Raw genomic sequence first — 25676 nt, 5'->3', positions numbered from 1 at the left:
TATCTCCTAACAAGACGCTAGACGAGGTTCCTACATGCAAGCCTACCTGCTGGATTTCACCAACTTCATGCTGCGCTGGCTGCATGTCATCGCGGCCATCGCCTGGATCGGCGAGTCGATCTACTTCGTGATGCTGGACAACGGCCTACGCACACCCAAGGCCGCCGAAGACCGTGACAAGGGCGTCTTCGGCGAGATGTGGGCGGTGCACGGCGGCGGCTTCTACCACAACCAGAAGTACGCCACGGCGCCGGCCAAGCTCCCCGATGACCTGCACTGGTCGTTCTGGAAGGCCTACACTACCTGGCTGTCGGGCTTCGCGCTCTTCGTGCTGCTTTACATGGCCAACCCGAGCTTCTACCTGGTCAATCCCAACGCCAGCTGGGCGTGGGCCGCCAACATGAGCGGCTGGCAAGCCAATGTGGTGGCGTTGCTGTTCCTGCTCGGTGGCTGGGTGGTCTACAACGAGCTTTGCAAGCGCATCAGTCCCAACATGACCCGTGACGGCGTTCTCAGCGTCGCAGTGGCGGTGATGATGGTGGTGGTTTCCTACCTGAGCACCCAGATCTTCTCCGGCCGCGCGGCCTTCCTGCTCACCGGTGCGGTGATGGCCACTGCCATGTCGGCCAATGTCTTCTTCTGGATTATTCCCGGGCAGCGGCGCATGGTGAAGGCCATGAAAGCCGGCGAGGCGCCCAATCCGCTGGACGGCAAGCGCGGCAAGCAGCGCTCGGTGCACAACACCTACTTCACTCTGCCGGTGGTGCTGCTGATGATCAGCAATCACTACTCCTTCGCCTATTCCCATGAGTACGCCTGGGTGATTATGTCGCTGTTCATCTTCGGTGGTGCATTGATTCGCCAGTTCTTCGTGCTGATGCACGCCGGCAGGGTCCAGCCCGCCTATCCGGTGGCCGGCACCGCGCTGATCGCCGTCGCCTTCTGGGTCGCCATGCCGAGCACTACTCCCTCCAGTTCTGGCACGGCCCAGGCTTCCGCCGCGGTCACCCTGGAGGAGGCCCAGACGATCATCGAGACCCGCTGCGTGGCCTGTCATGCCAGCGAGCCCCGCCAGGAAGGTTTCAATGCCCCGCCGGCGGGTATCGCCTACGACACCCACGAACAGATCGCTCAGCAGCGCGACAAGATCCAGGAAGTCGTCGCCAGTGGCTATATGCCACTCGGCAACATGACCGGCATGACCGACGAGGAGCGCGAGGCCATCGCCGCCTGGTCGGACTGATTCCCCGCCCATGAAAAGCGCTTCTCTTGACCTTGACCCGCCCTGGTGGCGGGTTCTTCCGTTAGAGGCGTGATTCTGTCGGCGCGGCGTATACAATAGTTGGCAACATGCCACCAGGGAGGCACCACCGCATGAATCAGCGTCAGACCGTGGCCGATCCCAACGTGCCGAGTGCGCGTCGCGGCAAGAACGGAGACGGTGCCGAGCGCCACGAGGCGATCTATCGCGCGATCAGCGACGCCATCATCGAGCATCGCCTCAAGCCCGGGGCGCGGTTGCGCGAGGATGCATTGTCCGAGGTGTTCGGGGTCAGCCGCACCGGCATCCGCAAGATCCTGCAGCGACTGGCGCTCGAGCAGCTGGTCACGTTGACGCCGCGCCGCGGGGCCAGCGTGACGCGCCCCACCGCCGACGAGGCCAAGGATGTCTTCGATGCCCGCCAGATGATTGAGTGCGGCCTGATGCCGGAGGTGGCCCAGCGCATCACCGACGACGATATCAACGAACTGCGCGACATGGCCCAACGCGAGCGCGAGGCGCTGCGGCGCGGTGAGCAGAGCACTGCCATCAAGCTCTCTGCCGCTTTCCACGAGCGTCTGGCGGGCCTTTCGGGCAACGCCACGCTGGCCGAGTTCGTCGGCAGGCTCTGCTCGCGCTCGTCGCTGATCCTCGCCGTCTACGGCAACGCCGGTCATCTGGGCTGCGAGTCACACGACCATGGCGACCTGATTGGTCACCTCGAAGCCCGCAACGGCGAGCGCGCCAAGGCCTTCATGAGCCGCCATCTCAAGGCCATCGAGGCCTCGCTGTCGATTGTCGAGGAAGCCGCCGACGCGCCGGATCTCTACCGCATCTTCGGCAGTTGAGGCGGCGTCGTCAGGTCAGTGCCGGGGGCCGCTCCGCCAGGCCGGGGCGTCTTCATGGTCATACTCACTCTGCGCGCTCGATTACGTTTCCCGCGCGGCGGGCGCTTCCGCGGCGTTCCAGGCGGCCACCAGGCGGTGTGCCCGCTCGCTGGCCTCCGCCGCCGTCAGGCCGGGCGTGTAGAGTGCGCTGCCGAGACCTGCGCCATCGATGCCGGCGGTGCGCCAGGCGGCAAAGTTATCCTCGCCGATGCCACCCACCGCGAAGAGTCGGGTACCCAGCGGCAGCACGCTGCGCATGGCCTGCATGCCGGCGATACCGACCTGCACCGCCGGGAACAGCTTGAGTCCGGTGGCGCCGGCCTCCAGGGCGTCGAAGGCCTCCGAGGGCGTGACGATGCCCGGCCAGGACTCCATGACCAGATGCCGGCTCTCCTCGATTACCTCGGTGCGGCAGTTAGGCGACACGATCAGGCGGCCGCCGGCGGCGTAGACATCGCGCACCTGGCCAGGCGTCAGCACCGTGCCGGCGCCGATCAGGGCGCGCTTGCCCAGCGCCTCGGCAAGTCGGCGGATGCTCTCCAGCGGGTCGGGGGAGTTGAGCGGCACCTCGATGCGCTCGATACCGGCGGCGAACAGCGCTTCGCCGACCACGACGGCGTCATCGGGGGTGATGCCGCGCAGGATGCCGATCAGGGGAAGTGACATGGGTCGGGCTCCGTTCATGTAGTCGCAAGGCGATTTCTGGCCAGCCCCAGGCCGGCCAGCACGGCGCGTTCGGGGTCGAGGCGGCGATGGGCGATGCCCAGCGTCTCGAGCGCCAGGGCGTAGCGAGCGCAGAGGGCGTCGTTGCCTATCAGGGTGACGGTATCGTCACGGTGGAGGTCGACTCGGGCGCCGGCCAGCTCGAGGCCGATGACCAGCCCCGAGAGCCTCGCCGCGAGTCGAGCCCCGCGGCGCTCATCGGCCGGCAGGGTCTCGTCGAGAAGGTCGCGGGCGCGGATGCCGAACAGCCGCGCCGAGAACCGCTCGGGGGCGGCGGTGGCTTCCTGTACCGCGGCGACAAAGGCCGAGGCGCAGGTCGGGTCGGCCAGCGCGTCGCTACCCGAGGAGGCCGAAACCGAGGGGGAAAGTAGCGAGTGGGCAAGCACCGAGCGCTCGGCGAGCAGCCGATAGAGCTCGCCGGTGAGATAGGTCGTGAAGCCGGTCAGCTCCCCCGCGTCCAGCCGCGCCCACTTGGCGTGCGTGCCGGGGAGACAGACGGTACCGGTGAAGGCGGGCGCTTCAGCGACCAGGCCGGCCAATTGGGTTTCCTCGCCGCGCATCACGTCAAAGGCGCGACCGCTGTCGTCCTCGTGCTGGCAGAGGCCGGGCAGCAGCCTGACCCGCAGCCGGTCGCTGTCCAAGGCGGGCGCAACCGCGCCATCGGCGAGGCGGTCCAGGCGCGCCGGCACCCGGCGATAGGGCGCCTCGACCCAGCCCTGACGCGCCCCGGCCATGCCGCAGACCAGCACGTCCAGCGCCCCGACGTCGGGCAGCCAGTCGCCGATCACCGCGAGGAGCGCGGCTTCATAGTCGGCCGGCGTCAGCGAGAGCATGCCCTGCGTCGAGCCACCGCGATCGAGCACCTCGCCGCCGGCGCTCATCGCCCAGGCGCGCAGGTTGCTGGAACCCCAGTCGACCGCGATCCAGGTGGGCATCTGGCTAATGATCATCGCTTTCTCCCTTACCATTCGGCGATGGAGCCGTCCTCATGCGTCCACACCGGGTTGCGCCAGCGGTGTCCGACCTTGGCGCGCTCCTCGACGAAGGCCTCGTCGATCTCCACGCCGAGCCCGGGGCCGGTGGGGATGGCGCAGAAGCCGTCCTCGATGGCCAGCACTGACTTGTCGATCAGGTAGTCGAGCACGTCGTTGTCCTGGTTGTAGTGGATGCCCATGCTCTGTTCCTGGATGAAGGCGTTGTGGCTGACCGCGTCCAAGTGTAGCGAGGCGGCGAGCGTCAGCGGGCCGAGCGGGCAGTGGGGCGCCAGTGCGACGTCAAAAGCCGAGGCCAGTGCGGCGATCTTCAGGCCTTCGCTGATGCCGCCGCAGTGCGACAGATCCGGCTGGATAATGTCGATCATGCCGTCGGCCAGCAGGTCGCGGAACTGGAAACGGGTGTGCAGGCGCTCTCCGGTGGCCAATGGATAGCCGAGCCCGCCGGCGATCTGCTTGAGGCACGGCAGGTGCTCGGGGGCGACCGGCTCCTCGACGAACATCGGATGATAGGGCTCCAGCTCGCGCAGCAGCGCCTTGGCCATGGGACGATGCACCCGGCCGTGAAAATCGATGCCGATGCCGACCTCGGGGCCGACCGCCTGGCGCGCCTCGGCGACCCGCGCCACCGCCTCGTCGACCTTGTGGTGGCTGTCGACGATCTGCATTTCCGGCGTGCCGTTCATCTTGAAGGCGGTGAAGCCCTGGTCGACCAGCGACCGGGCGCCGGCCCCCACGTCGCTGGGGCGGTCGCCGCCGGTCCAGGCGTACATGCGCATCCGGTCGCGGACCGCGCCGCCCAGCAACTGGTAGACCGGCACCCCGAGATCGCGCCCCTTGAGGTCCCACAGCGCCTGGTCGATGCCGGCGATAGCACTCATCAGGATCGGCCCGCCACGATAGAAACCGGCACGATAGAGCGTGTTCCACAGGTGCTCGATGCGGTGCGGATCCTGGCCCACCAGGTAGTCGGCCAACTCGTGGACGGCGGCCTCGACGGTCGCGGCGCGGCCCTCGATGACCGGCTCGCCCCAGCCGTAGCAGCCTTCGTCGGTCTCGATCTTCAGGAACAGCCAGCGCGGTGGCGCCTGCCAGGTCTTGAGTCGTGTGATCTTCACTCTGGGTCCTCGTCGTTGCTGGAGCGTGGTGCCCGTAGTGCAGGGTCAGGCAGAAAGCTTCCTCAATCTACCCAAGGGTGGCCATTTTGCAAGCGAGCATGAAAACCGGGCGCTGATCAGCGCCCGGGACAAGAGGTCGAGAGTGTGGGGTAGGGTAATTACGCCTCAGCCCACCGCGGTGACCGGCGTGCGCTGGCGGTGCATCAGGCCGTAATAGAAGAGGCCGCCGAGTCCGGCGCCCAGCAGCCAGCCATAGCCGCCGAGGCTTGCCAGCGCCGGCACCAGAACGGTGGAGAGCGAGAAAACCGCGGCGCAGCCGAAAGCGATCAGCGCCCGCGTGTTCCAGCCGTTGACATAGTAATAGGCACCGGCCGGATCGGAGGAGAACAGGTCCTGCATATCCAGGTGCTGGCGCTTGATCAGGTAATAGTCGACCACGATGATGCCGTAGAAGGGGGCAACCACCGCGCCCAGCGCGTTGACGAAGCCGGGCACGCCGATCTGGCTGATCACCGAGATCCACAGCGCGCCAACGAAGAAGGCGATCACGGCAGTGATCAGTCCCCCCATCTTGAAGCTGATGCGGCTGGGAAAGAGATTGGCCAGGTCATAGGCGGGCGGGATGAAGTTGGCGACCAGGTTGATGCCCACGGTGGCGGCGAAGAAGGTCAGCGCGGCGATGATGGTCAGCGGCAGGGAGTCGACCCGCTCGACGATATCGGAGGGGTTGGTCAGGGCGTCGCCGAACAGCACCAGGGTGCCGGCGGTGATGATCAGGGCGATGAACGAGAAGAACGCTACGTTGAGCGGCAGCCCCAGCAGGTTGCCGAGCTTCATCTGACGCTCGGTCTTCACGAAGCGGGTGAAGTCGCCGAAGTTGATCACCACCGCGGCGAAGTAGGCGACCATGGTGCCGACGATGGCCATGAAGGCGGCGATGGCGCTGCCGGAGCGCTCGCCGTCGCCACTGAAGATGGTGCCGATGGCGGGGATCAGCTCGCTGCCCGCCTGCCACCAGACCACACCCATGAGCACCAGCATGACCGCATAGACCAGCGGGCCGGCCCAGTTGAGGAAGTGCTTGATGCGCTCGATGCCCTGCCAGAAGATCGCGATCTGGAATACCCAGACGATCACGAACGACAGCCAGGCCACCCCGGAGAGGCCGAGGAAGGTGGTGCCGTCGCCACCGCCGAAGAGCGCGGTGATCAGCAGGGTCACGGCGGTGGAGGCGAAGTAGGTCTGCACCCCGTACCAAAAGATGCCGACGATGGCGCGCAGCATGGCCGGCAGGTTGGCCCCGCGCACGCCCATGCTCGCGCGCACCATGACCGGGAAGGGAATGCCGTACTTGACGCTGGGCTTGCCGGTAAGGTTGACCAGGAACATCACGATGACGCCGGCGAGGATGATCGCCGCCATCACCGCCCAGCCGTTGAGGCCATAGCTCAGGAACAGCGAGGCGGCCAGGGTGTAGCCGAACAGGCTCTGGATGTCGTTGGACCAGACGTTGAAGATCTCGAAGGCGCCCCAGTTACGGTCCTGGGGTTTCAGCGGGGCCAGATCCTCGTTGTAAAGCGAAGGGTCGATGTTGTGGATGTCCAGATCACTGTCATGCATGTCGGTCACCGTTGGGGTTGTCTTGGCGCAGGGAAACGCGAGAGGTCAGGGAGGGCTCGGAGGAGAAATCCACCCTGTTACTCCCGGAAACGCTGGCAGCGCGCCCAGTGCTTCATCAACAGGAAGTAGGTAATGCCTGCCGGGATCAGGCTGGCGTACCACGAGACGGCCGAGAAGGTCAGCGCGGCCGCGATGCCCACGGCGGTGGCGACCAGCGCGGCGGCATTGACGCCCCGGTAGGGGCCGTTCTCGTCGTACAGCTTGTCGAGGTCCAGCGTGCGGCGGCGAATCACATAATAGTCGACCACCAGGATGGCAAAGATCGGACCCAGGAAGGCGGAGTAGGTTTGCACGAACAGCTGCAGGCCCGCGGCGGATTCCGGCTGCACGAGCTTCCACGGGAAGGTGGCAAAGGCCAGCAGCCCGACGATCACGGTGGCGATGGGAAACTTGATCTTGAAGACGTCCATCAGCACGTAGGTGGGCGGTACCACGTTGTTGAGCACGTTGGTGGTGACCTGGGCGAAGGCAATGAACAGCAGGGTGGTCATCAGCAGCGGCGTATTGTCCACGGCGTTGGCGAAGACCTGGATCGGATCCGCGGTGCCGGTGGCCTCGGACACCATGTAGCCGATCAAGCCCATGAACAGGGTGCAGGGCAGGATCGACATGGCGTAGATAGTGGTCAACAAGCCGGGGCCGGTGCCGTGCTTGTGCTCGCGAGAGTAATCGCTGACGTTGAGCATCATGGTGCTGTAGATGCCCAGGAACAGCATGGTGGCGCCCCAGAACGGCATGCCCCAGGAGCCTTCCATGGTCAGCAGGCTGGCCGACAGCTCGTCGCCGTAGCGCTGGACGGTGGCATAGAACATGTACATCAGCGAGACGAGGATAAAGGCGCTGCCGATGTTCTCCAGCCACTTGATACCCTGGAAGCCCATCACCGACAGGCCGATCTGCAGGAACTGGAAGCTAATGAAATAGAAGATCAGGTTGTCGAAGCCGAACAGGGTGGCCGATACCATGTTCAAGGCGCCGGCGCCGATCCAGCTCTGAAAACCGTACCAGACCACCGCCGGCACGGCGCGCACCAGGCCGGGGACTCGCGTCCCGGCGAAGCCGAAGGCACTGCGCGCCTGGACCATGAAGGGAATGCCGTACTTGTAACCGGCGGCACCATTGATCGCCAGCGCGATGCCGATCACGAAACAGCCGATAGCGATGGCGAGCGTCGCCTGTAACAGGTTCAGCGTGCCCACCACGCTTGAGCCCATGGCGAAGGTGCCGATCGACACGCAGCCACCGAACCAGGCCAGAAAGTAGGAAGGTCGACCCATGATGCGGGTCTGCTGGGGGGCCAGACTTTCCTGCCCCGGCGCCTTGGTCGCCAGGCTCGTGTTGGCGGCTGGGTCCCCCTTGGCTGCCGTGGTTCTGGGAGTATTCATGGTGTTGTCCTCGCAAGTCAGTGCTGGGTGTTGTGGTTATTCCCTGACGGACCGCTGGCCCGTGGCTAAGGTGCTTGCTGGGGTCTCGTTGCTGGTGCTTATTTTTTGTCGTTATAGTCTGTCGTCATGCCGGGGTATGGCGTTCTGACGCCTTCAGCTTCCGGGCGTCAAGTCGGAGAGATGCGCGAAACGGCCAGTGAAGGCCTTGGGTCGGGGGAAGGCCAGGTCGCCATGCTTGCTGGTGCCGAGCCTGAGCCCTACCAGCGCCTCGGCGAGCTTGACGGCGGCGGTGACCCCTTCGACCACTGGCAGGCCGACCTCGTCGCTGATCGTCTCGCGCAGGTCCGCCATGCCACCGCAGCCCAGCACGATGGCGCCGATGCCGTCCTCGTCGCGGGCGCGCCGGCACTCATCGATGATCCGAGTGAGGGCGGCATCGCCGTTCGCCTCGAGATCGAGCACCGGGATCTCCGCGGCCCGCACCCGGCGGCAGTGGTGGGCGAAGCCGTATTGGTCGAGCAGGTGCTCGGCGATGATGCCGGTGCGCCCCAGCGTCGTGACGACGGAGAAGCGCGTGCTGATCAGGGTAGCCATGTGGAAGGCGGCTTCGGCGATACCGATCACCGGGGCCCGGGTCAGCTCGCGTGCCGCCATCAGGCCGGGGTCACCGAAACAGGCGATCACATAGGCATCGGCGCCCTCGCGCTCGCCGGCCAGCACCTCCTCGAGCACCCCCACGGCGCTTATCGCCTCGTCGAAGTGGCCCTCGATGGACACCGGACCGCTATCGGGCTGGGTCGCCGTGATGCGGGTGCCCGGCGAGGCGATGCGTTGCGCCGCCTCGGCGATGGTTTCCGTCATGCCGGAGGTCGTGTTGGGGTTAATGACGCGAATATGCATGGGCGCTTCCAGTGAAGATGTCTTTGTACACAAAGTAAGTGTCTTTTGTGCATTAAGCAAGAGAAGCGTTAAATCGGAAGATGCCGTGCAGATCACTGTTAGTTAAGGATTTTTATTAACTTGGCGCGCGGTGCCAGGACCGCTGCTAGTACGACATTGGTCTATACCTTGACGCGATGATGCCTATTGCACTCAGTTGTTATGTATTTATGTATACAATATTTGCTACCGCCAGGTTGTTGCGATTATTCTGGCTCCACTCTATCTTGTCTTTGTATACATAAGCTGCGAGCCTGCTCTTCTGCTGTATCTCCACAACAACCAGGAAGCCTTGCCATGACGCGTTCCTTCTCTTCGGACTCTCCCGACTACCCTCGTGATCTGATCGGCTACGGACGCAATCCGCCCCATGCCAACTGGCCGGGGCGAGCAAAAATCGCCGTCCAGTTCGTTCTCAATTATGAGGAGGGGGGCGAAAATTGCGTGCTGCATGGGGATACCGGTTCCGAGCAGTTCCTTTCCGAGATTATCGGCGCTCCGTCCTTTCCCGATCGCCATCTGAGCATGGAGTCGATCTATGAATACGGGTCGCGCGTCGGGGTCTGGCGTGTGCTGCGCGAGTTCGAGCGTCGTGGCCTGCCGCTCACCGTGTTCGGCGTGGCCATGGCGCTGGAGCGTCATCCCGAAGTGGCGCACGCCTTCAAGGAACTGGGTCATGAGATCGCTTGCCACGGCTACCGTTGGGTCCATTACCAGGAAGTGCCCGAGCGGATTGAGCGCGAGCATATGGCCCGCGCCATGGAGATCTTCCAGCGCCTCTATGGTGAGAAGCCGCTGGGTTGGTATACCGGCCGCGACAGCCCCAATACCCGGCGGCTGGTGCTCGACGAGGGCGGGTTCCTCTACGACAGCGACTACTACGGCGACGATCTGCCGTTCTGGACCCGCGTGGCGGACAGCCAGGGCAGTGAGCATACGCATCTGGTCGTGCCTTATACCCTCGATACCAACGACATGCGTTTCGCCGCGCCGCAAGGCTTCAACACCGCTGATCACTTCTTCACCTACCTGCGCGACGCCTTCGACGTGCTCTACGCAGAAGGGGAGGAATCGCCGAAGATGCTCTCGGTGGGCATGCACTGCCGCCTGCTGGGCCGCCCGGGACGCTTCCGTGCCCTGCAGCGTTTCCTCGACCATGTCGAGGCGCATGACCGGGTGTGGGTGACGCGCCGTGTCGACATCGCACGTCATTGGGCCGAATACCATCCTGCTCTCTGAGGTCATCAAGCCAGCCCTGGCGAATTGCCATTGACGATTGCTTCTCTACTGCGATCTCTCTTTTTCTCTTCGCCCCGAGAGCGGAAGCCATGAAGCGAGTGAATAAGCCATGAGTGACAAGGGTGAACAAAAACAATTGATTCCAGCGCTTGAGCGAGGGCTGATGATTTTAATGGAACTCAACCGTCACCAACGTGAGATGAGTTTTTCCGAGATCGTCAAGCGAGTCGGCTTTCCCCAGTCCAGTTCCTATCGGGCGGTTCAGACCCTGGAGCATATGGGATTCTTGCGTCATCACCCCGTGACGGGATTGTATTCGCTAAGCGTCAACGTGCTGCGACTAGGCTTTGAATACGTTGCTTCATTGGATGTGGTGCAGGTGGGACAGCCGGTGATCGAGTCATTGTGCGAGCTGACCGGTTGCTCCAGCCATATCGCGATTCGCGATGGCTGCGATGCGGTCTATGTGGCGCGGGTGGGAGCGACGAATTCCACCGTGCGCCGCGTTTGTGTGGGGACACGTCTGCCGTTGCATCGGACGTCGTCGGGGCGAATGTTGCTTACCGCACTGTCACGGGAAGAATTCGAGACGCTTTATCCCTCCGATGAGCTTTTGTCCAAGGAGCTCTGGTCCAAGGAGCCAGGCACTCCCGCAAGCCGCGACCTCCTCTGGCAGCGAGTGCAGGAAGACTGCCGGCGCGGTTATGTTATCGCGGATTCCTGCTTTCATTTGGGTATCTCCTCGATCGTCTATCCCCTCTATAACCATGACGGCGCCATGGAAGGTGTGGTCGGCATCATGGTACCCGTTCACGAGGTTCCCCCAGAGGCGCACGACCGGTTGCGAAGCCATGTGGCTGACGCGGCGGCCAGCATTTCCGGCATGTTGGGTCATGGGTAAGTCCATGATTACGCGATATCGGCCAGGACGAGGAAAATGTCCTTGTATTGGTAAAACGAGAATTAACACATCACGACAATGATGAAAGGATAGATGATGGCCAAGCACAACTATTATGCTCCCCAGGGCGGGCATCCCCCCCAGACCCAGCTGCTTTCCGACCGGGCGGTATTCACCGAGGCCTACGCCGTCATTCCCAAGGGCGTGTTCGGCGACATCGTGACCAGCCACTTACCGTTCTGGAACAAGACCCGCCTGTGGGTGCTGGCGCGTCCGCTCTCGGGGTTCGCCGAGACGTTTTCGCAATACATCATGGAAGTCGCGCCGGGCGGGGGCAGCGACAGACCCGAACTCGACCCCGACGCCGAAGGTGTGCTCTTCGTGGTGGAGGGCGAGCTTCGCTTGACGCTGGACGGTGAGCGCCATGACATGCTCTCGGGAGGCTATGCGTTTATTCCGCCGGGTAGCGACTGGCAGGTACTCAACACGAGTGAGGCGCCGGTACGCTTCCATTGGGTGCGCAAGGCCTACGAGGCGGTCGACGGCATCGAGCCACCGGCGGCGTTCGTGACCAACGAGAACGATATCGCGCCGCGCCCCATGCCGGATACCGATGGGCGCTGGGCGACCACGCGCTTCGTCGAGCCCGATGACGTGCGCCACGACATGCACGTCAATATCGTCACCCTGCAGCCCGGAGCGGCGATTCCCTTCGCCGAGACCCATGTGATGGAGCATGGCCTCTATGTGCTCGAGGGCAAGGCGGTCTACCACCTCAACCAGGACTGGGTCGAGGTGGAGGCCGGTGACTTCATGTGGCTGCGCGCCTTCTGCCCCCAGGCCTGCTATGCCGGCGGGCCGGGACCGTTTCGCTACCTGTTATATAAAGACGTGAACCGCCATATGAAGCTCAACCTGGCCGGTGGCCGATAGACAACAGGAGACTCTCATGCGGGAACTGAACGCCGAGCCGTTGACGCCCGAGGCTTTTGCCCCGTTCGGTGACGTCATCGACACGCGCATCGCCGACTGTTTTCCCATCAACGCCGGGCGCACCCGGCGCTACCACGACCTGGCGACGGTGGAGACCCTGGGCGAAGACGCGCGGACGCTGATCAGCATCTTTGTCAGCCAACCGGTTGCGTTGCCGCTGGAACTCGACTTCCTCGAGCGCCACCCTCTGGGTAGTCAGGCCTTCATGCCGCTTCACGAAGAGTGCTTTGTGATCGTGGTCGCCCCACCGGGCGAGGTGATCGATCCCGCTCAGGTGCGGGCCTTTGTCACCGACGGGCGCCAAGGGGTCAACTACCGCGCCGGCACCTGGCACGCCATCCAGTCGGTGCTGGAACGTGAAGGGGAGTTCCTGGTGGTCGATCGGGGCGGGGAAGGACACAACTGTGACGAGCATCCGTTGGAGGTGCGAGTGAACCTGGCGCAACGTCCGTCTCTATAACATAACGCTTCCCTATAACGCCTCCCTCCACAACTACCGCCTCCAGGGGTATACATCCTCTTTGGTGCGTTTTGTTAATACCTGCCGGTCTGCCCCAACCCATACTTTTCAATGATATGTAGTGATTGTGAATCGGCAGGTATTCTTTTCGTTACGCTTTGTCCTAAACTGGTATCAAGCCGTCACTTGACGAGCAATTTTCCTCCAACCCAGACGTGCCCGTAAGCCCAGATTACGTGAGCCGTATGCCTCTCACCTTGGGGGTGGCAGAGCATGACCTATGTGAAGAACCTGGCTGTGGCCGGCATTGTCCCCATACCCGGACGCCAACCGCGTCGATGGGGTCGAAACACCGCAAGTATGCTGTCCCTGGCCTTGTTGGCCTCCCTCTCAGGTTTCGTGTTTGCACAATCGTCAGAAGACGAGGCGTTTCTTGATCGCTTCGAGTTTGAGGTCTGGGTGGATGCCAGTTTCGAGCGACTCGGCAATATGGATCTCGATAGCCGTCGATCGGACGGGTTATCGGCAGTAGTGCCGGAGCTCGGATTAGGTATCGATATTGACGTGAGCGAAAATATCGACGGGTATATGTCATTGCTGGCGGAGGGTTGGCAGGCGGTGGATCGCGGGCGCGAGCGAAGCCTCGAGGAAAACGAATCTTCATTGAATGTATCGGAGCTCTATTTCGATTTCTACGAAATAACCGATGAATTGTCTTTCAGAGTCGGTCGTCAGGCGTTTGCGGACACTCGTGAATGGCTCTACGCCGAGGAGCTGGATGGCATTCGTGCCTTTTATGACTATGACGACCTGTCATTGGAGTTGTCGGCCAGTCGCGAGCGGGAGTTTACCCGGGACATCTTCGATAATGATGCCTCCGAGGAGCGCGTCAACAATTATATTGTCTATGGCAATTACCAGTTGACGGACGATCACCAAGCCGGTGCTTACGCCTTGGTGCGAGATGATCAACTGGATTCCGTCAATCCGATCTTCTACGGCCTACGGGCCAGTGGCGCAGCGACCGACTCCCTCGATTACTGGCTCGATCTTGGGCATGTCAGGGGACGCGATGGCTCGGATCGATTGCGAGGCTATGGTGTCGACCTTGGCGGTACCTATCGTTTCGACAGGCCATTGGAGCCCTCGCTGACCCTCGCCTACGCCTTTGGCAGCGGCGATTCAAACCCGGACAGCGATGTCGATCGGCAGTTCCGGCAGACCGGACTCCACGACAACAACGGTCTTTTCAATGGCGTACAGGATTTTAGCTATTACGGAGAAACACTGGACCCCGACCTGAGCAATCTCAAGATAGTGACTGCAGGTCTCGGCATCCGACCGAGCCAGCTGAGTTCCGTCGACCTGATTTATCACCATTATGAACAGGACGTGGCCACCGATGACATCCTCGAGGGCTCACTGCTTCTCGTGCCGACGAATGGCGAGAGTCGGGATGTCGGCCAGGCTATCGATCTCGTGCTGGGTTACGATGCGTTCGAGGATCTCAGGTTGCGCTCGAGGCTTGGTTACTTCATGCCGGGAGACGCCTTCGGCAACTCGGCAAGCGACGCCTATTCATTGGTTCTTGGTTTCGAATATACCTTTTAATATTTTGGCCGCGTTTTTTTAACTGATTTTTTGACCCAGATCACCTTGAGAGCTTTTTGTCTCTCGAGGTGATTTCTTGTGTCTGTAATCCGAGCCGTCTTATTCCCCAGTCAAATAAAAGATTGGTAAAAATCATGTCTTGATTTTAGAAATATAGACTTGGTTAACGCAGGTTATGCGCCCTATATGTTACTTGCTGTATCAAGATGTAAGTTAAATAAGTAGTCATGCAAGTTGAGTTTTTTAGATAAGTTTAAAATATAGTAACTCGGGTTACTTAAGCTTTTTTATTGATAAGAGTTAGTCTCAATTAGCCTTAACGTTAAGGTGATAGAAGTTCTCGTTAAAGAATTGAATAAAGGTGCTGACATGCGCGCATACGGACTGGATCGATTTATGAAATCGGGGCCGGCAATAAAGCTTGATACGGCCGGGGAAGGGGCTTGTACGGAGGTCATTCATGAACGGTAACGACACTAATCTGGCGGAGGCGGTGGTTGCTGAGCCGTGGCTGAGGGCCGGCGATCTGGATGTTGTCTTGACGAGAAATGGTGACACCCTGCCTCGATGGCAGGCGGGCGAGCGACTTCACCACTTGTTCGAGGCGGTGGCGGAGCAGTGGCCGGACGCGACCGCCGTCGAAACCCCCGAAGCGAGTCTAAGCTTTGCCGAGCTCGATACGGAGGCCAACCGGCTGGCGAGGCTATTGGAAAATCGTGGCGTCGGTGCCAACGATGTCGTGGCACTGCTCTTCGACAGGAACCTGGAATCCTATGTCGCGCTGCTCGCGGTCCTCAAGCTGCACGCCGTCTACGTGCCGCTGGATCCGATGTTTCCGCCTGACAGGATCTGTTACATCGCCGCCGATGCCGGCGCATCGACGATCCTGACCATTGAGAAACACGCGAGCTTGGCCGAGGCGGCAAATCTGCCGATCCTGAGCCTCGACTCGCTGGCCGCCGAGCGTCGGCAATATGGTTCAGGCGGTTTTGTGGCCCGTGAAGCAGGCGGCGAGCTGGCCTATATCATCTACACCTCGGGGTCGACCGGGAAACCGAAGGGGGTGCGGATCACGCATCATTCGATCGTCAATTTCGTGCGTGTGGCGGCCGAAACCTATGGCTACCGGCCCGGCGATCGTGTCTACCAAGGCCTTACTCTGGCGTTCGATTTCTCGGTGGAAGAAATCTGGGTCCCGCTGCTGGTGGGTGCCACGCTGGTGCCGAGCCAGGCAAAGGGCAGCCTGGTGGGTGAAGACCTGCACGCCTTTCTCATCGAGCACCGCATCACGGCACTGTGTTGTGTGCCGACCCTGCTGTCGACCATCGAGGAAGAATCGGCAGACTTGCCCGACCTTCGCTTGCTGATCGTCTCCGGCGAGGCCTGCCCGGTCGATATTGTACGGCGCTGGCATCGCGATGACCGCATGATCCTGAACGCTTATGGGCCAACCGAGGCAACGGTGACGGCGACCGTGGCGGTATTGCAACCGAACCAGCCAATCACCATCGGCAATCCGTTGCCCAGCTATAGCGTCGTCATCCTCGATCCGGAGGGTCCACTGGCCTTGGAAAAGGGGGAAATCGGCGAGATCGGCATCGCGGGCATCGGCCTTTCACCGGGTTATGTCGGCCGAGACGACCTGACCCAAAAGGTGTTCATCGAGGACTTCCTAGGGCTGCCCGACAATCCTTCGGGCCGGATTTACCGAACCGGCGATCTGGGACGTATCGACGGGGCAGGCCAGATCCAATATCTCGGCAGGATCGATACCCAGGTCAAGATTCGTGGTTATCGGATCGAATTGACCGAGATCGAATCGGTGATCATGCAGCAGCCTGGCATCGTGCAGGCAGTCGTGGATACGTTCGAGCCGGAACCCGGCACGCGGGAGCTGGTGGCGTATTACACCACCAGCTCGGAGGTGGCGCCCGAGCAGGTGGCTGAGTCGCTCAGCGAGCAGCTCCCCACGTTCATGGTGCCCGCGTATTACGAGCGGCTCGAGGCCATCGCCATGCTGCCCTCCGACAAGGCGGACCGCCGGCTGTTGCCAACGCCGAGTGGCAAGCGCCTGGTTCGTGGAGGCGATGCGTTCGTGGCGCCAGACGGAGAGGTCGAGACGGGCCTTGCAGGGCTTCTGGCCGATCTGTTGAAGCTCGAGCGGGTCTCGGTAACGCACGACTTCTTTGCCGACCTGGGGAGCAATTCCCTCATCATGGCGCGCTTTTGTACCCGCGTACGCCGTGAGATGGCGTGTACCGACATCTCGATGCGTGACATCTACCAGGCGCCGACGGTACGCGAGTTGGCGGCCCATGTCGGGGCTCTGATGGTGTCTGCTCCCGTGGATACGCCGCAAGCGCCGCGCCAGCCGTCACCGCGTCAGCCGGCGCCGCACGTGGCCAGCAATCTGGCCTACTGGGGCACCGGCTGTTGGCAGGTAGCCATGTCCCTGCTGGTGGGTTGGGGCATGATCACTATCGTCTTCGAGAGCGCTGCCTGGTCACTCGAAGCGTATGGTGTCAACCTCTATCTTCGCACCGTGGTCTTCTCCATGATCATGCTGCTGGTGGCGCTGGTGCTGCCCATCGCCGGCAAGTGGCTGCTGATCGGTCGCTGGCATGAGACGGAGTTCCCGGTCTGGGGGGTAACTTACGCGCGCTTCTGGCTCGTCAAATCGCTGATCCAGATGTCCCCCATGGCCATGACCAAGGGCACCCCGATGTACAACGCCTACCTCAAGGCGCTGGGGGCGCGGGTCGACTGGACGGCCATGGTGATGTGTTCGCCGCCCGTGTGTACGGATCTGATCGAGATCGGCCCCCAGGCAGTGGTGTCGCGCGAGGCGCTGCTTCAGGGCTACAAGGTGGTCGGCGGGCGTATCATTACCGGTCCCGTCTCCATCGGCGCCCGCGCCTACGTGGGTGATACCGCGGTTCTCGACATCCATACCCGCCTGGAGGACGACGCCCAGCTGGCCCACGCCTCGGCGCTGTACGAGGGGCAAGTCGGCCAGGCCGGTGTCAGCTATCACGGCACTCCGGCCGAGCCGACCACCACCTGCTTCCGTGAACTGCCCCCGGGGACCGCGTCGCTGGCCCGTCGCATCGGCTTCACCCTGGCCCAGATCGCGACCTGGGCGATGGCGATGGGGCCTGCGTTGTTCCTCGTGCTCCGCTACATCATTCGGCCCCTCGTCGAGGGGGGGGTCAAGGCAGTGCCGGTCATTGGCCTGACCAATCAGACTTTGGCCGTGCTGCCCAAGCTGCTGGGCTACTCGGCGATCCTCTTCGTGGCCTCGATCCTGTTGGGGCTGGTGGTGATCACGGTGGTGCCACGACTGGCCTGGTACTTCCTGGAAGAGGATCGCGAGTATCGGCTCTATGGGGTGCGCTATTACCTGGTGCGCATGGTCATCGGCGGGTCGAACTCCAAGTTCTTCAATCTGCTCTTCGGCGACAGCTCCTATATCGTCTACTATCTGCGTGCGATCGGCTATCGCTTCAATGGCCTGCTGCAATCCGGCTCGAACTTCGGGGTACACCAGAAACACGATATCCCCTTCCTGTGCGAGTTCGGCTACGGCACCATGGTCTCGGACGCCCTGATTATGGTGAATGCCTCCTTCTCGGGGGCCGCCTTCCGACTCGGGCGGGTTAGATTCGGCCGCGACAACTTCCTGGGCAACGAGATCCTCTATCCGGCGGGGGGGCGGACCGGCGACAACGTGCTGTTCGGGACCAAGACCCTGGTGCCCGTGGACGGCGAGATTCGCGAGAATACCGGGCTGCTCGGCTCACCGGCCTTCGAGATACCCCGCTCGGTGATGCGCGACCGTCAGTTCGATCACTACAAGGCCCCCGAGATCCTGGCCGAGCGCCTTAAGCTGAAGAACCGCCATAATCTAATGACCATATCGCTTTTCCTGCTGGCCCGCTATGTGCATATGGTTCTGATGCTGGTCATCGGCTATGCGCTGGTCTTCGATCTGGGCATGAAGAGCCCCTTCGAACTGACGGTCGGGGCCATGCTCCTGGGCGGGCTGTCGACGGCCTATGTCATCCTTGTCGAGCGGGCTTCCTTTGGCTTCAGGGATCTCTCGCCCCAGTACTGTTCCATCTACGATGACTACTTCTGGCGCCATGAACGGTTCTGGAAGATGAATGTCATGGCACATCTGAATGCGTACAATGGCACCCCCTTCAAGGGGCTGATCTGGCGGGCGCTCAATGTGCGGGTGGGTCGCAAACTCTATGACGAAGGCTGCGGCATGCCTGAGAAGAGCCTGGTGACCATCGGCGATCATTGCACCCTGAACGCGGGCACCTCGATCCAGGCCCACTCACTCGAGGACGGTATCTTCAAGTCGGACCACATCGTGCTTGGGCAAGGGGTTACCCTCGGGGTCAAGTCGTTCGTGCACTATGGCACGGCCCTCGGCGAGGACTCGCGCCTGGAGGCGGACAGCTTCCTGATGAAAGGGGAGCGCATGACCTGCGGCAGTCGCTGGCACGGCAATCCGGCGCGTCCCGTGTCGGGGCAACAAGAGGCGCTGCGGGAGGTGGAGGCACTCACCCCCGTCGCGGTCCCAGCGTGAGTGCCAAGGCATAGTCGCTGTCGCCGAGACGAAACCCGTCATGAAAGACCGCTCCGCCATCGGGGCGGTCTTTCATGATGCCTGCTGGTGCCAGGGCGTACGTCGCGGTATCGATAGCGGTCGCATCTCCCATCAAGCCTTCGCCGTTTTCCTTGGCGAGGGCTTCCTTCAATGTCCAGATCGTCATGAACATGCCCGGGTCGTGGCGTACGAGCCGGGTTTCATGGTGTGAGAGAAGATGCGTTGGCATATCATCGTCGACGCGATAGGCGAGGGCTTCCACGTCGATGCCCACCGGGCGGTGTTTCGTGACGGCGACGGCACAGATGTCGCCGGCGTAGGCGATCGAGACCTGATATCCCGGCTCGGGTCCCGCGACCTCTGGCTTGCCCTGCGAGGAGCGCGTCAACTCCCAGCGTTCCGGCGGTATCCGGCCCTGCGCCTGTTGGCTCAGGAGTTCCCGAATCGCCCAGTGAGACGTCTTGAAACCGTAGGGTCCGACCGGCTGCACGCGACGCTGCGGCGGGTGGTTGACCTGGCTGACCGGCGTGAACGCGGGCCAGGCCATCGAGGCGATACCCACGTCCACCTCTCGCGGGCCGAGATCACCGAGCCCGGGGGCGTCGGACAGCGCTATCCATCTGGTGCGAGGTCTCATCCTTGAGCTCCCTTGCTTCCCTGGCCGTGGACTGCCCGCCGGCCCCTTTTGAACTGGCGGGTATGAGTATAGAAGCGATCCGTGTCACCAACAGGCGTGGCGATGCGGCGAATGAAGGGATGAGCCCATGCCGGTTCCCCGGTCGGACCGGCAAGGGCAGGGGTTCCGTGAATACAACATAGCGATGAAACCAATGGGGTTTAACACGCGGTTCGCTAGAAAAATATCCTGCAACTTATTGATATAGGGTGTTTATCTTTGCATTATTAGGTTAATAGAAATATTTTCCACAAAAACTTGACGGCCTTTGCAGGGCAGCCTACTCTTGGTATGTAGAAATAATTTCCATAAAACAATACAACGACATATGGAGGCAGCCCCATGGCTCGCATGACCGCTGCAGAAGCCGCCGTTCACGTACTCAAGAAGGAAGGTGTCGATGTTGCCTTCGGAGTGCCCGGCGCCGCCATCAACCCGTTCTATGCCGCCCTGCGCCAGGTCGGCGGCGTGGACCACGTGCTGGCCCGTCACGTTGAGGGCGCCTCGCACATGGCCGAGGGATACACCCGTACCAAGGCCGGCAACATCGGGGTGTGCATCGGCACTTCCGGACCCGCCGGCACCGACATGATCACCGGGCTTTACTCGGCCAGCGCCGATTCCATCCCGATACTGTGCATCACCGGCCAGGCGCCGCGTGCCAAGCTGCACAAGGAGGACTTCCAGGCGGTCGACATTCGTGCGATTGCCGGCCCCGTCACCAAGTGGGCGGTCACCGTGATGGAGCCGGCCCAGGTGCCGCGTGCCTTCCAGCAGGCTTTCCATCTGATGCGCAGTGCTCGCCCCGGCCCGGTGCTGATCGACCTGCCTATCGATGTGCAGATGAGCGAGATCGAGTTCGACCCGGACACCTACGAGCCGCTTGCCGTCTACCGTCCGGTCGCCACCCGCGCCCAGGCCGAAAAGGCGATCGCCATGCTGCAGGCGGCCGAGAAGCCGCTGATCGTTGCCGGCGGGGGCATCATCAACGCCGATGCCAGCGATCTGTTGGTAGAGTTCGCCGAGCTGACCGGCGTGCCGGTCGTCCCCACCCTGATGGGTTGGGGCACCATCCCCGACGACCATCCGCTGATGGTGGGCATGGTGGGCCTGCAGACCTCCCATCGTTACGGCAACGCTACCCTGCTGGCCTCGGACTTCGTGATGGGCATCGGCAACCGCTGGGCCAACCGCCACACCGGCAATCTCGAGACCTACACCCGGGGGCGCACCTTCGTCCACGTCGACATCGAACCGACCCAGATCGGACGCATCTTCGGCCCCGACTACGGCATCGTTTCCGACGCCCGGGCGGCGCTCGATCTTTTCATCGAGGTGGCGCGTGAGCTCAAGGCCAAGGGGCGGCTCAAGTCGCGCAGCCGTTGGGGGGAGGAGTGCCAGGAGCGCAAGCGCACCTTGCTGCGCAAGACCCACTTCGATGAGGTGCCGGTCAAGCCCCAGCGGGTCTACGAGGAAATGAACCGCGTCTTCGGCCGCAACGCCCGCTACGTCAGCACCATCGGCCTGTCGCAGATCGCCGGCGCCCAGTTGCTGCACGTCTACAAGCCGCGGCACTGGATCAACTGCGGTCAGGCGGGCCCGCTGGGCTGGACCATTCCGGCTGCCCTCGGGGTACGCCGCGCCGACCCGGATGCCGAGGTAGTGGCGCTTTCCGGCGACTACGACTTCCAGTTCATGGTCGAGGAGCTGGCCGCTGGCGCTCAGTTCCACCTGCCCTGGATCCACGTGCTGGTGAACAACTCCTACCTGGGGCTGATTCGCCAGGCCCAGCGCGGCTTCGACATGGACTACTGCGTGCAGCTTTCCTTCGAGAACATCAACTGCCCGGAGATCAACGGTTATGGAGTCGACCACGTCTCGGTGGTAGAGGGCCTGGGCTGCAAGGCACTGCGTGTCACGCGCCCCGAGGAGATCGCGCCGGCGCTTCAGGAGGCGCGCCGGCTGATCGCCGAGTACCGAGTGCCGGTGGTGGTCGAGGTGATTCTCGAGCGGGTGACCAATATCGCCATGGGCACCGACCTGGACGGTGTCACCGAGTTCGAGGCGCTGGCCGAGAACCAGGAGGATGCACCGACCTCGATCGCCGCCCTTGTTTGAATAACCATGACCCAAAGGAGTTCGATATGCCCAGGTTCGCCGCCAACCTCAGCATGCTGTTTACCGAGCTGGACTTCCTCGACCGCTTCGAGGCCGCCGCCAAGGCGGGTTTCAAGGGCGTGGAATACCTCTTTCCCTACGACTTCGAGGCCGCCGAGATCAAGCAACGCCTGGACGCCCACGGCCTCACCCAGGTGCTCTTCAACCTGCCCGCCGGCGACTGGGGCGCCGGTGAGCGCGGCATCGCCTGCCACCCGAATCGCGTGACGGAATTCCGGGAGGGCGTCGACCGCGCCATCGAGTACGCCACGGCGCTGGGCTGCCAGCAGGTCAACTGCCTGGCCGGGATCACGCCGGAAGGCGTCAGCGACGACGAGGCGCGTGCCACGCTGATCGACAACCTGCGCTACGCCGCCGACAAGCTCGAGGCCGCGGGCATCCTGCTGATCGCCGAGCCGATCAATACCCGCGACATCCCCGGCTTCTTCCTCAACCGCACCGAGCAGGCGCTGGCGATCTTCGACGAGGTGGCAAGCTCCAACCTCAAGCTGCAGTACGATATCTATCATATGCAAGTCATGGAAGGGGACCTGGCGCCGACCATTGAGAAGCACTTGGATCGCATCGCCCACGTGCAGCTGGCCGACAACCCCGGCCGCCACGAGCCGGGCACCGGCGAGATTCACTACCCGTTCCTGTTTGCCCATCTGGACCGCCTGGGCTACACGGGCTGGGTCGGCGCCGAGTACAAGCCGGCAGGTCGCACCGAAGAAGGGCTGGGCTGGCTGGATGTGGCTCGCGGTTGAACCCGGATGACAAGAGAGAAAACGACAAGCGAGAAGAGGAGAAGCATCATGAGCAAGATCGGTTTTATCGGCCTCGGCATCATGGGCCGCCCCATGGCGGGACACCTGCTGGACGCCGGCCATGTGCTTTTGACCGTCAAGCGCGGCGAGCTCGACGAGACCCTGGCCAGCAAGGGCATGCAGGAGCTCGACACCCCCAGGGCGGTGGCCGAGACCGCCGAGGTGATCATCACCATGGTCCCGGACACCCCGGACGTTGAGCAGGTGCTGTTCGGCGAGAATGGCGTCATCGAGGGCCTCAAGCCCGGCACCTTGGTGATCGACATGAGCTCCATCGCGCCGATCCCCACCCAGGCATTCGCCAGGCGCATCACCGAGGCCGGCGGCGAGTACGTCGACGCGCCGGTCTCGGGCGGCGAGGGTGGCGCCATCAATGCCGCCCTGACCATCATGGTCGGCGCCACCGAGGAGGGCTTCGAGCGCGCCCGCCCGATCCTCGAGGTGATGGGCAAGACCATTACCCACATCGGCGGCCACGGCGCCGGCCAGACCTGCAAGGTCGCCAACCAGATCGTGGTGGCGCTGACCATCGAGGCGGTCGCCGAGGGCCTGCTGTTCGCTTCGAAGGCCGGTGCCGACGCGGCCAAGGTGCGCGAGTCGCTGCTCGGCGGGCTGGCCCAGTCGAAGATCCTCGATGTCCATGGCGAGCGCATGATCCAGCGTACCTTCGATCCCGGCTTCAAGATCAAGCTGCACCAGAAGGACCTCAACCTGGCGCTGGACGGGGCGCGCAGCCTCAACCTCGCGCTGCCCGGCACTGCCAATGCCCAGCAGCTGTTCCAGGCCTGTGCCGCCAACGGCGGCGCCGAGTGGGACCATGCCGGTATCCTGCGTGCCCTGGAGAATCTGGCCAACCATGAGGTCGGCCAGCAATGAATCGGGTTGCCGGCCCGAGTGACGATGCCCAGGTCTGGCTGCGACGGTTGGTCGATGTCGCCATCGATGCCGTGCATCCGCGCTCCCTGCTCCCGGGGCGGCTTCCCGAGCCGCCCCCCGGTCGTACCGTGGTGGTCGGCGCCGGCAAGGCGGCGGCCGCCATGGCCACCAGCCTGGAGCAGGCTTGGCTGGCCCACCACCCCGAGGCGCCCCTGGCGGGTCTGGTGGTGACGCGTTACGGCCACGGCCTACAGCAGCAGGACGCTCCCTGCGAGCGTATCGAGGTGCTGGAGGCCTCCCACCCCATGCCCGACGGCCTCAGCGAGCAGGCCGCGCGTCGCATGCTCGAGGCCGTCGAGCCCCTGGGCGAGGAGGATCTGGTGATCGCGCTGATCTCCGGGGGTGGTTCGGCGTTGATGAGCCTGCCGGCAAAGGGTGTTTCGCTGGCCGAGAAGCAGGTCATCAACCGCGAGCTGCTGTGCTGCGGGGCGACGATCCGTGAAATCAATACGGTGCGCCGCCATCTCTCGGCGATCAAGGGCGGCCGCCTGGCCGCCGCGGCCCACCCGGCCCGGGTGCTGACCTGGCTGATCTCCGACGTGCCGGGCGACGATCCTGCCCTGGTCGCCTCGGGGCCGACCTTGCCGGATGCCACCTCGCCGGCGGACGCGCTGGAGATTCTCGATCGGCATGGCATCGCTACCTCCAACGCTGTGCGGCGCCATTTCGAGGATGCCGGCCAAGCGCCCATGATGGGCGATGCAGGCTTCGCCCGCGACCGCTCGCGGGTACTGGCCCGTGCCCGCGACGCCCTGGAGGCCGCCCGCGCCGTCGCCGCGGGGGCGGGCGTCGAGGTACGCCTGCTGGGCGACGACCTGGAAGGCGAGGCGCGCGAGTTGGGCCGGGCCCAGGCGCGGCTGGCGCTCTCCTGTCAGGTGGGGCTGGAGCGGCCGCTGCTGCTGCTCTCGGGCGGCGAGACCAGTGTCACCGTGCGTGGCGATGGCCGCGGCGGGCGCAACGTGGAGTACCTGCTGGGGCTTTTCGAGGCGCTCGAGGGCGCGCCGGGTATCCACGCCCTGGCCATTGATACCGACGGCATCGATGGCTCCGAGGACAACGCCGGCGCCCTTTTCGCGCCCGAGGACGGGGCACGCGCCGAATCGCTCGGGCTTGACCCGGCCACCTATCTGTCACGCAATGACGCCTACACTTTCTTCCGGGCGCTGGACCGACTGATCGTCACTGGCCCCACACGCACCAACGTCAACGATTTCCGTGCCATCCTGGTCTTGCCGAGGACTCCATGACGCATCCCTCTTATACCGCTATCCACACGCCCATCCGCCGCACCAAGATCGTCGCCACCCTGGGCCCGGCCAGCGACCGCGACGGCGTGCTCGAGGCGATGCTCAACGCCGGCGTCGACGTGGTGCGCCTCAACTTTTCCCACGGCTCGGCGGACGATCATCGCCAGCGCCTGACGCGGGTGCGCGAGATCGCCGACCGCCTGGGCAGAAGCGTTGCCGCCCTGGGCGACCTGCAGGGCCCCAAGATTCGCATCGCCCGCTTCCAGAGCGGCGCGGTGACGCTGGCGGAAGGCCAGGCCTTCGTGCTCGACATGGCGATGGACGGCGATGCCGGCACCGCCGAGCGGGTCGGTTGCGACTATAAGACGCTGGCCGACGACGTGACCGCCGGCGACCGCCTGCTGCTCGACGATGGCCGCCTGGTGCTCGACGTCACCCGCGTGGCGGGCCAGCAGATCCACACCCGCGTGGTCGTGGGCGGCAAGCTCTCCAACAACAAGGGCATCAACAAGCAGGGCGGCGGCCTGTCGGCGCCGGCGCTGACCGACAAGGACAAGGCGGATCTGAAGACCGCGGTGGCGATCGGCGTCGATTACCTGGCCGTGTCCTTTCCCCGCAGCGCCGCCGACATGCAGGAGGCCCGCGAGCTGCTCGGTGCGGCCGGCGCCGAGATCGGCCTGGTCGCCAAGCTCGAGCGCGCCGAGGCGGTGGCCGACACTGCCACCCTCAACGGCATCATCGAGGCCTCCGAGGCGGTGATGGTGGCCCGCGGCGATCTGGGCGTGGAGATCGGCGACGCCCAGCTGATCGGCACCCAGAAGCGCATCATCAAGCAGGCCCGCACGCTGAACCGCGCGGTGATCACCGCCACGCAGATGATGGAATCGATGATCGAGTCGCCGCTGCCCACCCGCGCCGAGGTGTTCGACGTCGCCAACGCGGTGCTCGACGGCACCGACGCGGTCATGCTCTCCGCCGAAACCGCCGCCGGCGACTTCCCGGTGGAGACCATCGAAGCCATGAACC

Annotated in this window: 20 protein-coding genes; 13 read left to right on the top strand and 7 right to left on the bottom strand. The window is 63.4% G+C overall.

All coding sequences use genetic code 11. The features are described from left to right. Positions 1 to 34: 34 nt before the first annotated feature. A complete protein-coding gene (locus BM341_RS11465; RefSeq protein ID WP_089796049.1) occupies positions 35 to 1243 on the top strand; it encodes a urate hydroxylase PuuD in 1209 nt (402 codons plus the stop codon). 131 nt (positions 1244 to 1374) lie between these two features. Beyond that, a complete protein-coding gene (locus BM341_RS11460; RefSeq protein ID WP_089796047.1) occupies positions 1375 to 2109 on the top strand; it encodes a GntR family transcriptional regulator in 735 nt (244 codons plus the stop codon). A gap of 81 nt (positions 2110 to 2190) precedes the next feature. Here BM341_RS11460 and BM341_RS11455 read toward each other — a convergent pair whose 3' ends face one another. The 6 genes from BM341_RS11455 to BM341_RS11430 all read right to left on the bottom strand — a co-directional run bounded on the left by BM341_RS11455 (position 2191) and on the right by BM341_RS11430 (position 8946). Beyond that, on the bottom strand, positions 2191 to 2814 hold the full coding sequence (locus tag BM341_RS11455) for a 2-dehydro-3-deoxy-6-phosphogalactonate aldolase (RefSeq protein WP_089796045.1): 624 nt from the start codon (positions 2812 to 2814) through the stop codon (positions 2191 to 2193). A gap of 14 nt (positions 2815 to 2828) precedes the next feature. Beyond that, positions 2829 to 3821 carry a 2-dehydro-3-deoxygalactonokinase gene (locus tag BM341_RS11450; protein ID WP_245784258.1) on the bottom strand — a complete coding sequence of 331 codons (993 nt, stop codon included), beginning with the start codon at positions 3819 to 3821 and terminating at the stop codon, positions 2829 to 2831. Positions 3822 to 3832: 11 nt separating this feature from the next. Continuing rightward, positions 3833 to 4981 (bottom strand): galactonate dehydratase, encoded by a 1149-nt coding sequence (dgoD, locus tag BM341_RS11445; protein ID WP_089796041.1) that lies wholly within the window; start codon positions 4979 to 4981, stop codon positions 3833 to 3835. Between the two features lie 165 nt (positions 4982 to 5146). Beyond that, a complete protein-coding gene (locus BM341_RS11440) occupies positions 5147 to 6601 on the bottom strand; it encodes an NCS1 family nucleobase:cation symporter-1 (protein ID WP_089796039.1) in 1455 nt (484 codons plus the stop codon). Between the two features lie 77 nt (positions 6602 to 6678). Next, the gene (locus BM341_RS11435; RefSeq protein WP_089796037.1) at positions 6679 to 8046 is read right to left on the bottom strand and encodes an NCS1 family transporter; all 1368 of its coding nucleotides are present in this window, start codon (positions 8044 to 8046) and stop codon (positions 6679 to 6681) included. 153 nt (positions 8047 to 8199) lie between these two features. Then, positions 8200 to 8946, bottom strand: a complete 747-nt coding sequence (locus BM341_RS11430; RefSeq protein WP_089796035.1) for an aspartate/glutamate racemase family protein — start codon at positions 8944 to 8946, stop codon at positions 8200 to 8202. Between the two features lie 336 nt (positions 8947 to 9282). Between BM341_RS11430 and puuE the strand changes: the two genes are divergently transcribed. The 6 genes from puuE to BM341_RS11400 all read left to right on the top strand — a co-directional run bounded on the left by puuE (position 9283) and on the right by BM341_RS11400 (position 18786). After that, positions 9283 to 10224: an allantoinase PuuE gene (gene puuE / locus BM341_RS11425; protein WP_089796033.1), complete on the top strand. Its 942-nt coding sequence runs from the start codon at positions 9283 to 9285 to the stop codon at positions 10222 to 10224. 109 nt (positions 10225 to 10333) lie between these two features. Next, entirely contained in the window at positions 10334 to 11125 is a 792-nt protein-coding gene (locus BM341_RS11420; protein ID WP_089796031.1) for an IclR family transcriptional regulator, read from the top strand. A gap of 96 nt (positions 11126 to 11221) precedes the next feature. Beyond that, the gene (locus BM341_RS11415) at positions 11222 to 12058 is read left to right on the top strand and encodes a bifunctional allantoicase/(S)-ureidoglycine aminohydrolase (protein WP_089796029.1); all 837 of its coding nucleotides are present in this window, start codon (positions 11222 to 11224) and stop codon (positions 12056 to 12058) included. A gap of 16 nt (positions 12059 to 12074) precedes the next feature. Then, the gene (locus BM341_RS11410) at positions 12075 to 12578 is read left to right on the top strand and encodes an ureidoglycolate lyase (RefSeq protein WP_089796027.1); all 504 of its coding nucleotides are present in this window, start codon (positions 12075 to 12077) and stop codon (positions 12576 to 12578) included. A gap of 273 nt (positions 12579 to 12851) precedes the next feature. Further along, positions 12852 to 14189: an alginate export family protein gene (locus tag BM341_RS11405; protein ID WP_089796025.1), complete on the top strand. Its 1338-nt coding sequence runs from the start codon at positions 12852 to 12854 to the stop codon at positions 14187 to 14189. Between the two features lie 460 nt (positions 14190 to 14649). Further along, positions 14650 to 18786 (top strand): Pls/PosA family non-ribosomal peptide synthetase, encoded by a 4137-nt coding sequence (locus BM341_RS11400; protein WP_089796023.1) that lies wholly within the window; start codon positions 14650 to 14652, stop codon positions 18784 to 18786. Here BM341_RS11400 and BM341_RS11395 read toward each other — a convergent pair. After that, positions 18761 to 19444: a 4'-phosphopantetheinyl transferase family protein gene (locus BM341_RS11395; protein WP_089796021.1), complete on the bottom strand. Its 684-nt coding sequence runs from the start codon at positions 19442 to 19444 to the stop codon at positions 18761 to 18763. The two genes, BM341_RS11400 and BM341_RS11395, sit on opposite strands and share 26 nt — an antisense overlap. A 381-nt stretch (positions 19445 to 19825) precedes the next feature. On the opposite strand from BM341_RS11395, the gene gcl reads away from it, so the two are divergent. The 5 genes from gcl to pyk all read left to right on the top strand — a co-directional run. Beyond that, the gene (gene gcl / locus BM341_RS11390; RefSeq protein ID WP_089796019.1) at positions 19826 to 21601 is read left to right on the top strand and encodes a glyoxylate carboligase; all 1776 of its coding nucleotides are present in this window, start codon (positions 19826 to 19828) and stop codon (positions 21599 to 21601) included. Between the two features lie 26 nt (positions 21602 to 21627). Continuing rightward, entirely contained in the window at positions 21628 to 22407 is a 780-nt protein-coding gene (hyi, locus tag BM341_RS11385) for a hydroxypyruvate isomerase (RefSeq protein ID WP_089796016.1), read from the top strand. Positions 22408 to 22455: 48 nt separating this feature from the next. Continuing rightward, positions 22456 to 23343 (top strand): 2-hydroxy-3-oxopropionate reductase, encoded by an 888-nt coding sequence (locus tag BM341_RS11380; protein WP_089796014.1) that lies wholly within the window; start codon positions 22456 to 22458, stop codon positions 23341 to 23343. Then, positions 23340 to 24650, top strand: a complete 1311-nt coding sequence (locus BM341_RS11375; protein WP_089796012.1) for a glycerate kinase type-2 family protein — start codon at positions 23340 to 23342, stop codon at positions 24648 to 24650. Before BM341_RS11380 ends, BM341_RS11375 begins: the two co-directional genes overlap by 4 nt. Then, on the top strand, positions 24647 to 25676 hold a 1030-nt coding region (gene pyk, locus BM341_RS11370), incomplete at its 3' end, for a pyruvate kinase (protein ID WP_089796328.1). The genes BM341_RS11375 and pyk, both read left to right, overlap by 4 nt.

It is taken from the genome of Halomonas korlensis, from assembly GCF_900116705.1.
GTDB classification, from domain to species: domain Bacteria; phylum Pseudomonadota; class Gammaproteobacteria; order Pseudomonadales; family Halomonadaceae; genus Halomonas; species Halomonas korlensis.
Note: the sequence above shows the minus strand (reverse complement) of the source record. Positions and strands in the feature narration are given on the sequence as shown.

Excerpts from the sequence above, each read along its gene's own strand:
- BM341_RS11410 (WP_089796027.1), top strand. The coding sequence starts at position 12,075 with ATGCGGGAACTGAACGCCGAGCCGTTGACGCCCGAGGCTTTTGCCCCG.
- BM341_RS11455 (WP_089796045.1), bottom strand. The coding sequence starts at position 2,814 with ATGTCACTTCCCCTGATCGGCATCCTGCGCGGCATCACCCCCGATGAC.
- hyi (WP_089796016.1), top strand. The coding sequence starts at position 21,628 with ATGCCCAGGTTCGCCGCCAACCTCAGCATGCTGTTTACCGAGCTGGAC.
- BM341_RS11395 (WP_089796021.1), bottom strand. The coding sequence starts at position 19,444 with ATGAGACCTCGCACCAGATGGATAGCGCTGTCCGACGCCCCCGGGCTC.
- BM341_RS11435 (WP_089796037.1), bottom strand. The coding sequence starts at position 8,046 with ATGAATACTCCCAGAACCACGGCAGCCAAGGGGGACCCAGCCGCCAAC.
- gcl (WP_089796019.1), top strand. The coding sequence starts at position 19,826 with ATGGCTCGCATGACCGCTGCAGAAGCCGCCGTTCACGTACTCAAGAAG.
- BM341_RS11380 (WP_089796014.1), top strand. The coding sequence starts at position 22,456 with ATGAGCAAGATCGGTTTTATCGGCCTCGGCATCATGGGCCGCCCCATG.
- BM341_RS11450 (WP_245784258.1), bottom strand. The coding sequence starts at position 3,821 with ATGATCATTAGCCAGATGCCCACCTGGATCGCGGTCGACTGGGGTTCC.
- BM341_RS11440 (WP_089796039.1), bottom strand. The coding sequence starts at position 6,601 with ATGCATGACAGTGATCTGGACATCCACAACATCGACCCTTCGCTTTAC.
- BM341_RS11465 (WP_089796049.1), top strand. The coding sequence starts at position 35 with ATGCAAGCCTACCTGCTGGATTTCACCAACTTCATGCTGCGCTGGCTG.
- BM341_RS11415 (WP_089796029.1), top strand. The coding sequence starts at position 11,222 with ATGGCCAAGCACAACTATTATGCTCCCCAGGGCGGGCATCCCCCCCAG.
- puuE (WP_089796033.1), top strand. The coding sequence starts at position 9,283 with ATGACGCGTTCCTTCTCTTCGGACTCTCCCGACTACCCTCGTGATCTG.
- BM341_RS11460 (WP_089796047.1), top strand. The coding sequence starts at position 1,375 with ATGAATCAGCGTCAGACCGTGGCCGATCCCAACGTGCCGAGTGCGCGT.
- BM341_RS11420 (WP_089796031.1), top strand. The coding sequence starts at position 10,334 with ATGAGTGACAAGGGTGAACAAAAACAATTGATTCCAGCGCTTGAGCGA.
- BM341_RS11430 (WP_089796035.1), bottom strand. The coding sequence starts at position 8,946 with ATGCATATTCGCGTCATTAACCCCAACACGACCTCCGGCATGACGGAA.
- BM341_RS11375 (WP_089796012.1), top strand. The coding sequence starts at position 23,340 with ATGAATCGGGTTGCCGGCCCGAGTGACGATGCCCAGGTCTGGCTGCGA.
- BM341_RS11400 (WP_089796023.1), top strand. The coding sequence starts at position 14,650 with ATGAACGGTAACGACACTAATCTGGCGGAGGCGGTGGTTGCTGAGCCG.
- BM341_RS11405 (WP_089796025.1), top strand. The coding sequence starts at position 12,852 with ATGACCTATGTGAAGAACCTGGCTGTGGCCGGCATTGTCCCCATACCC.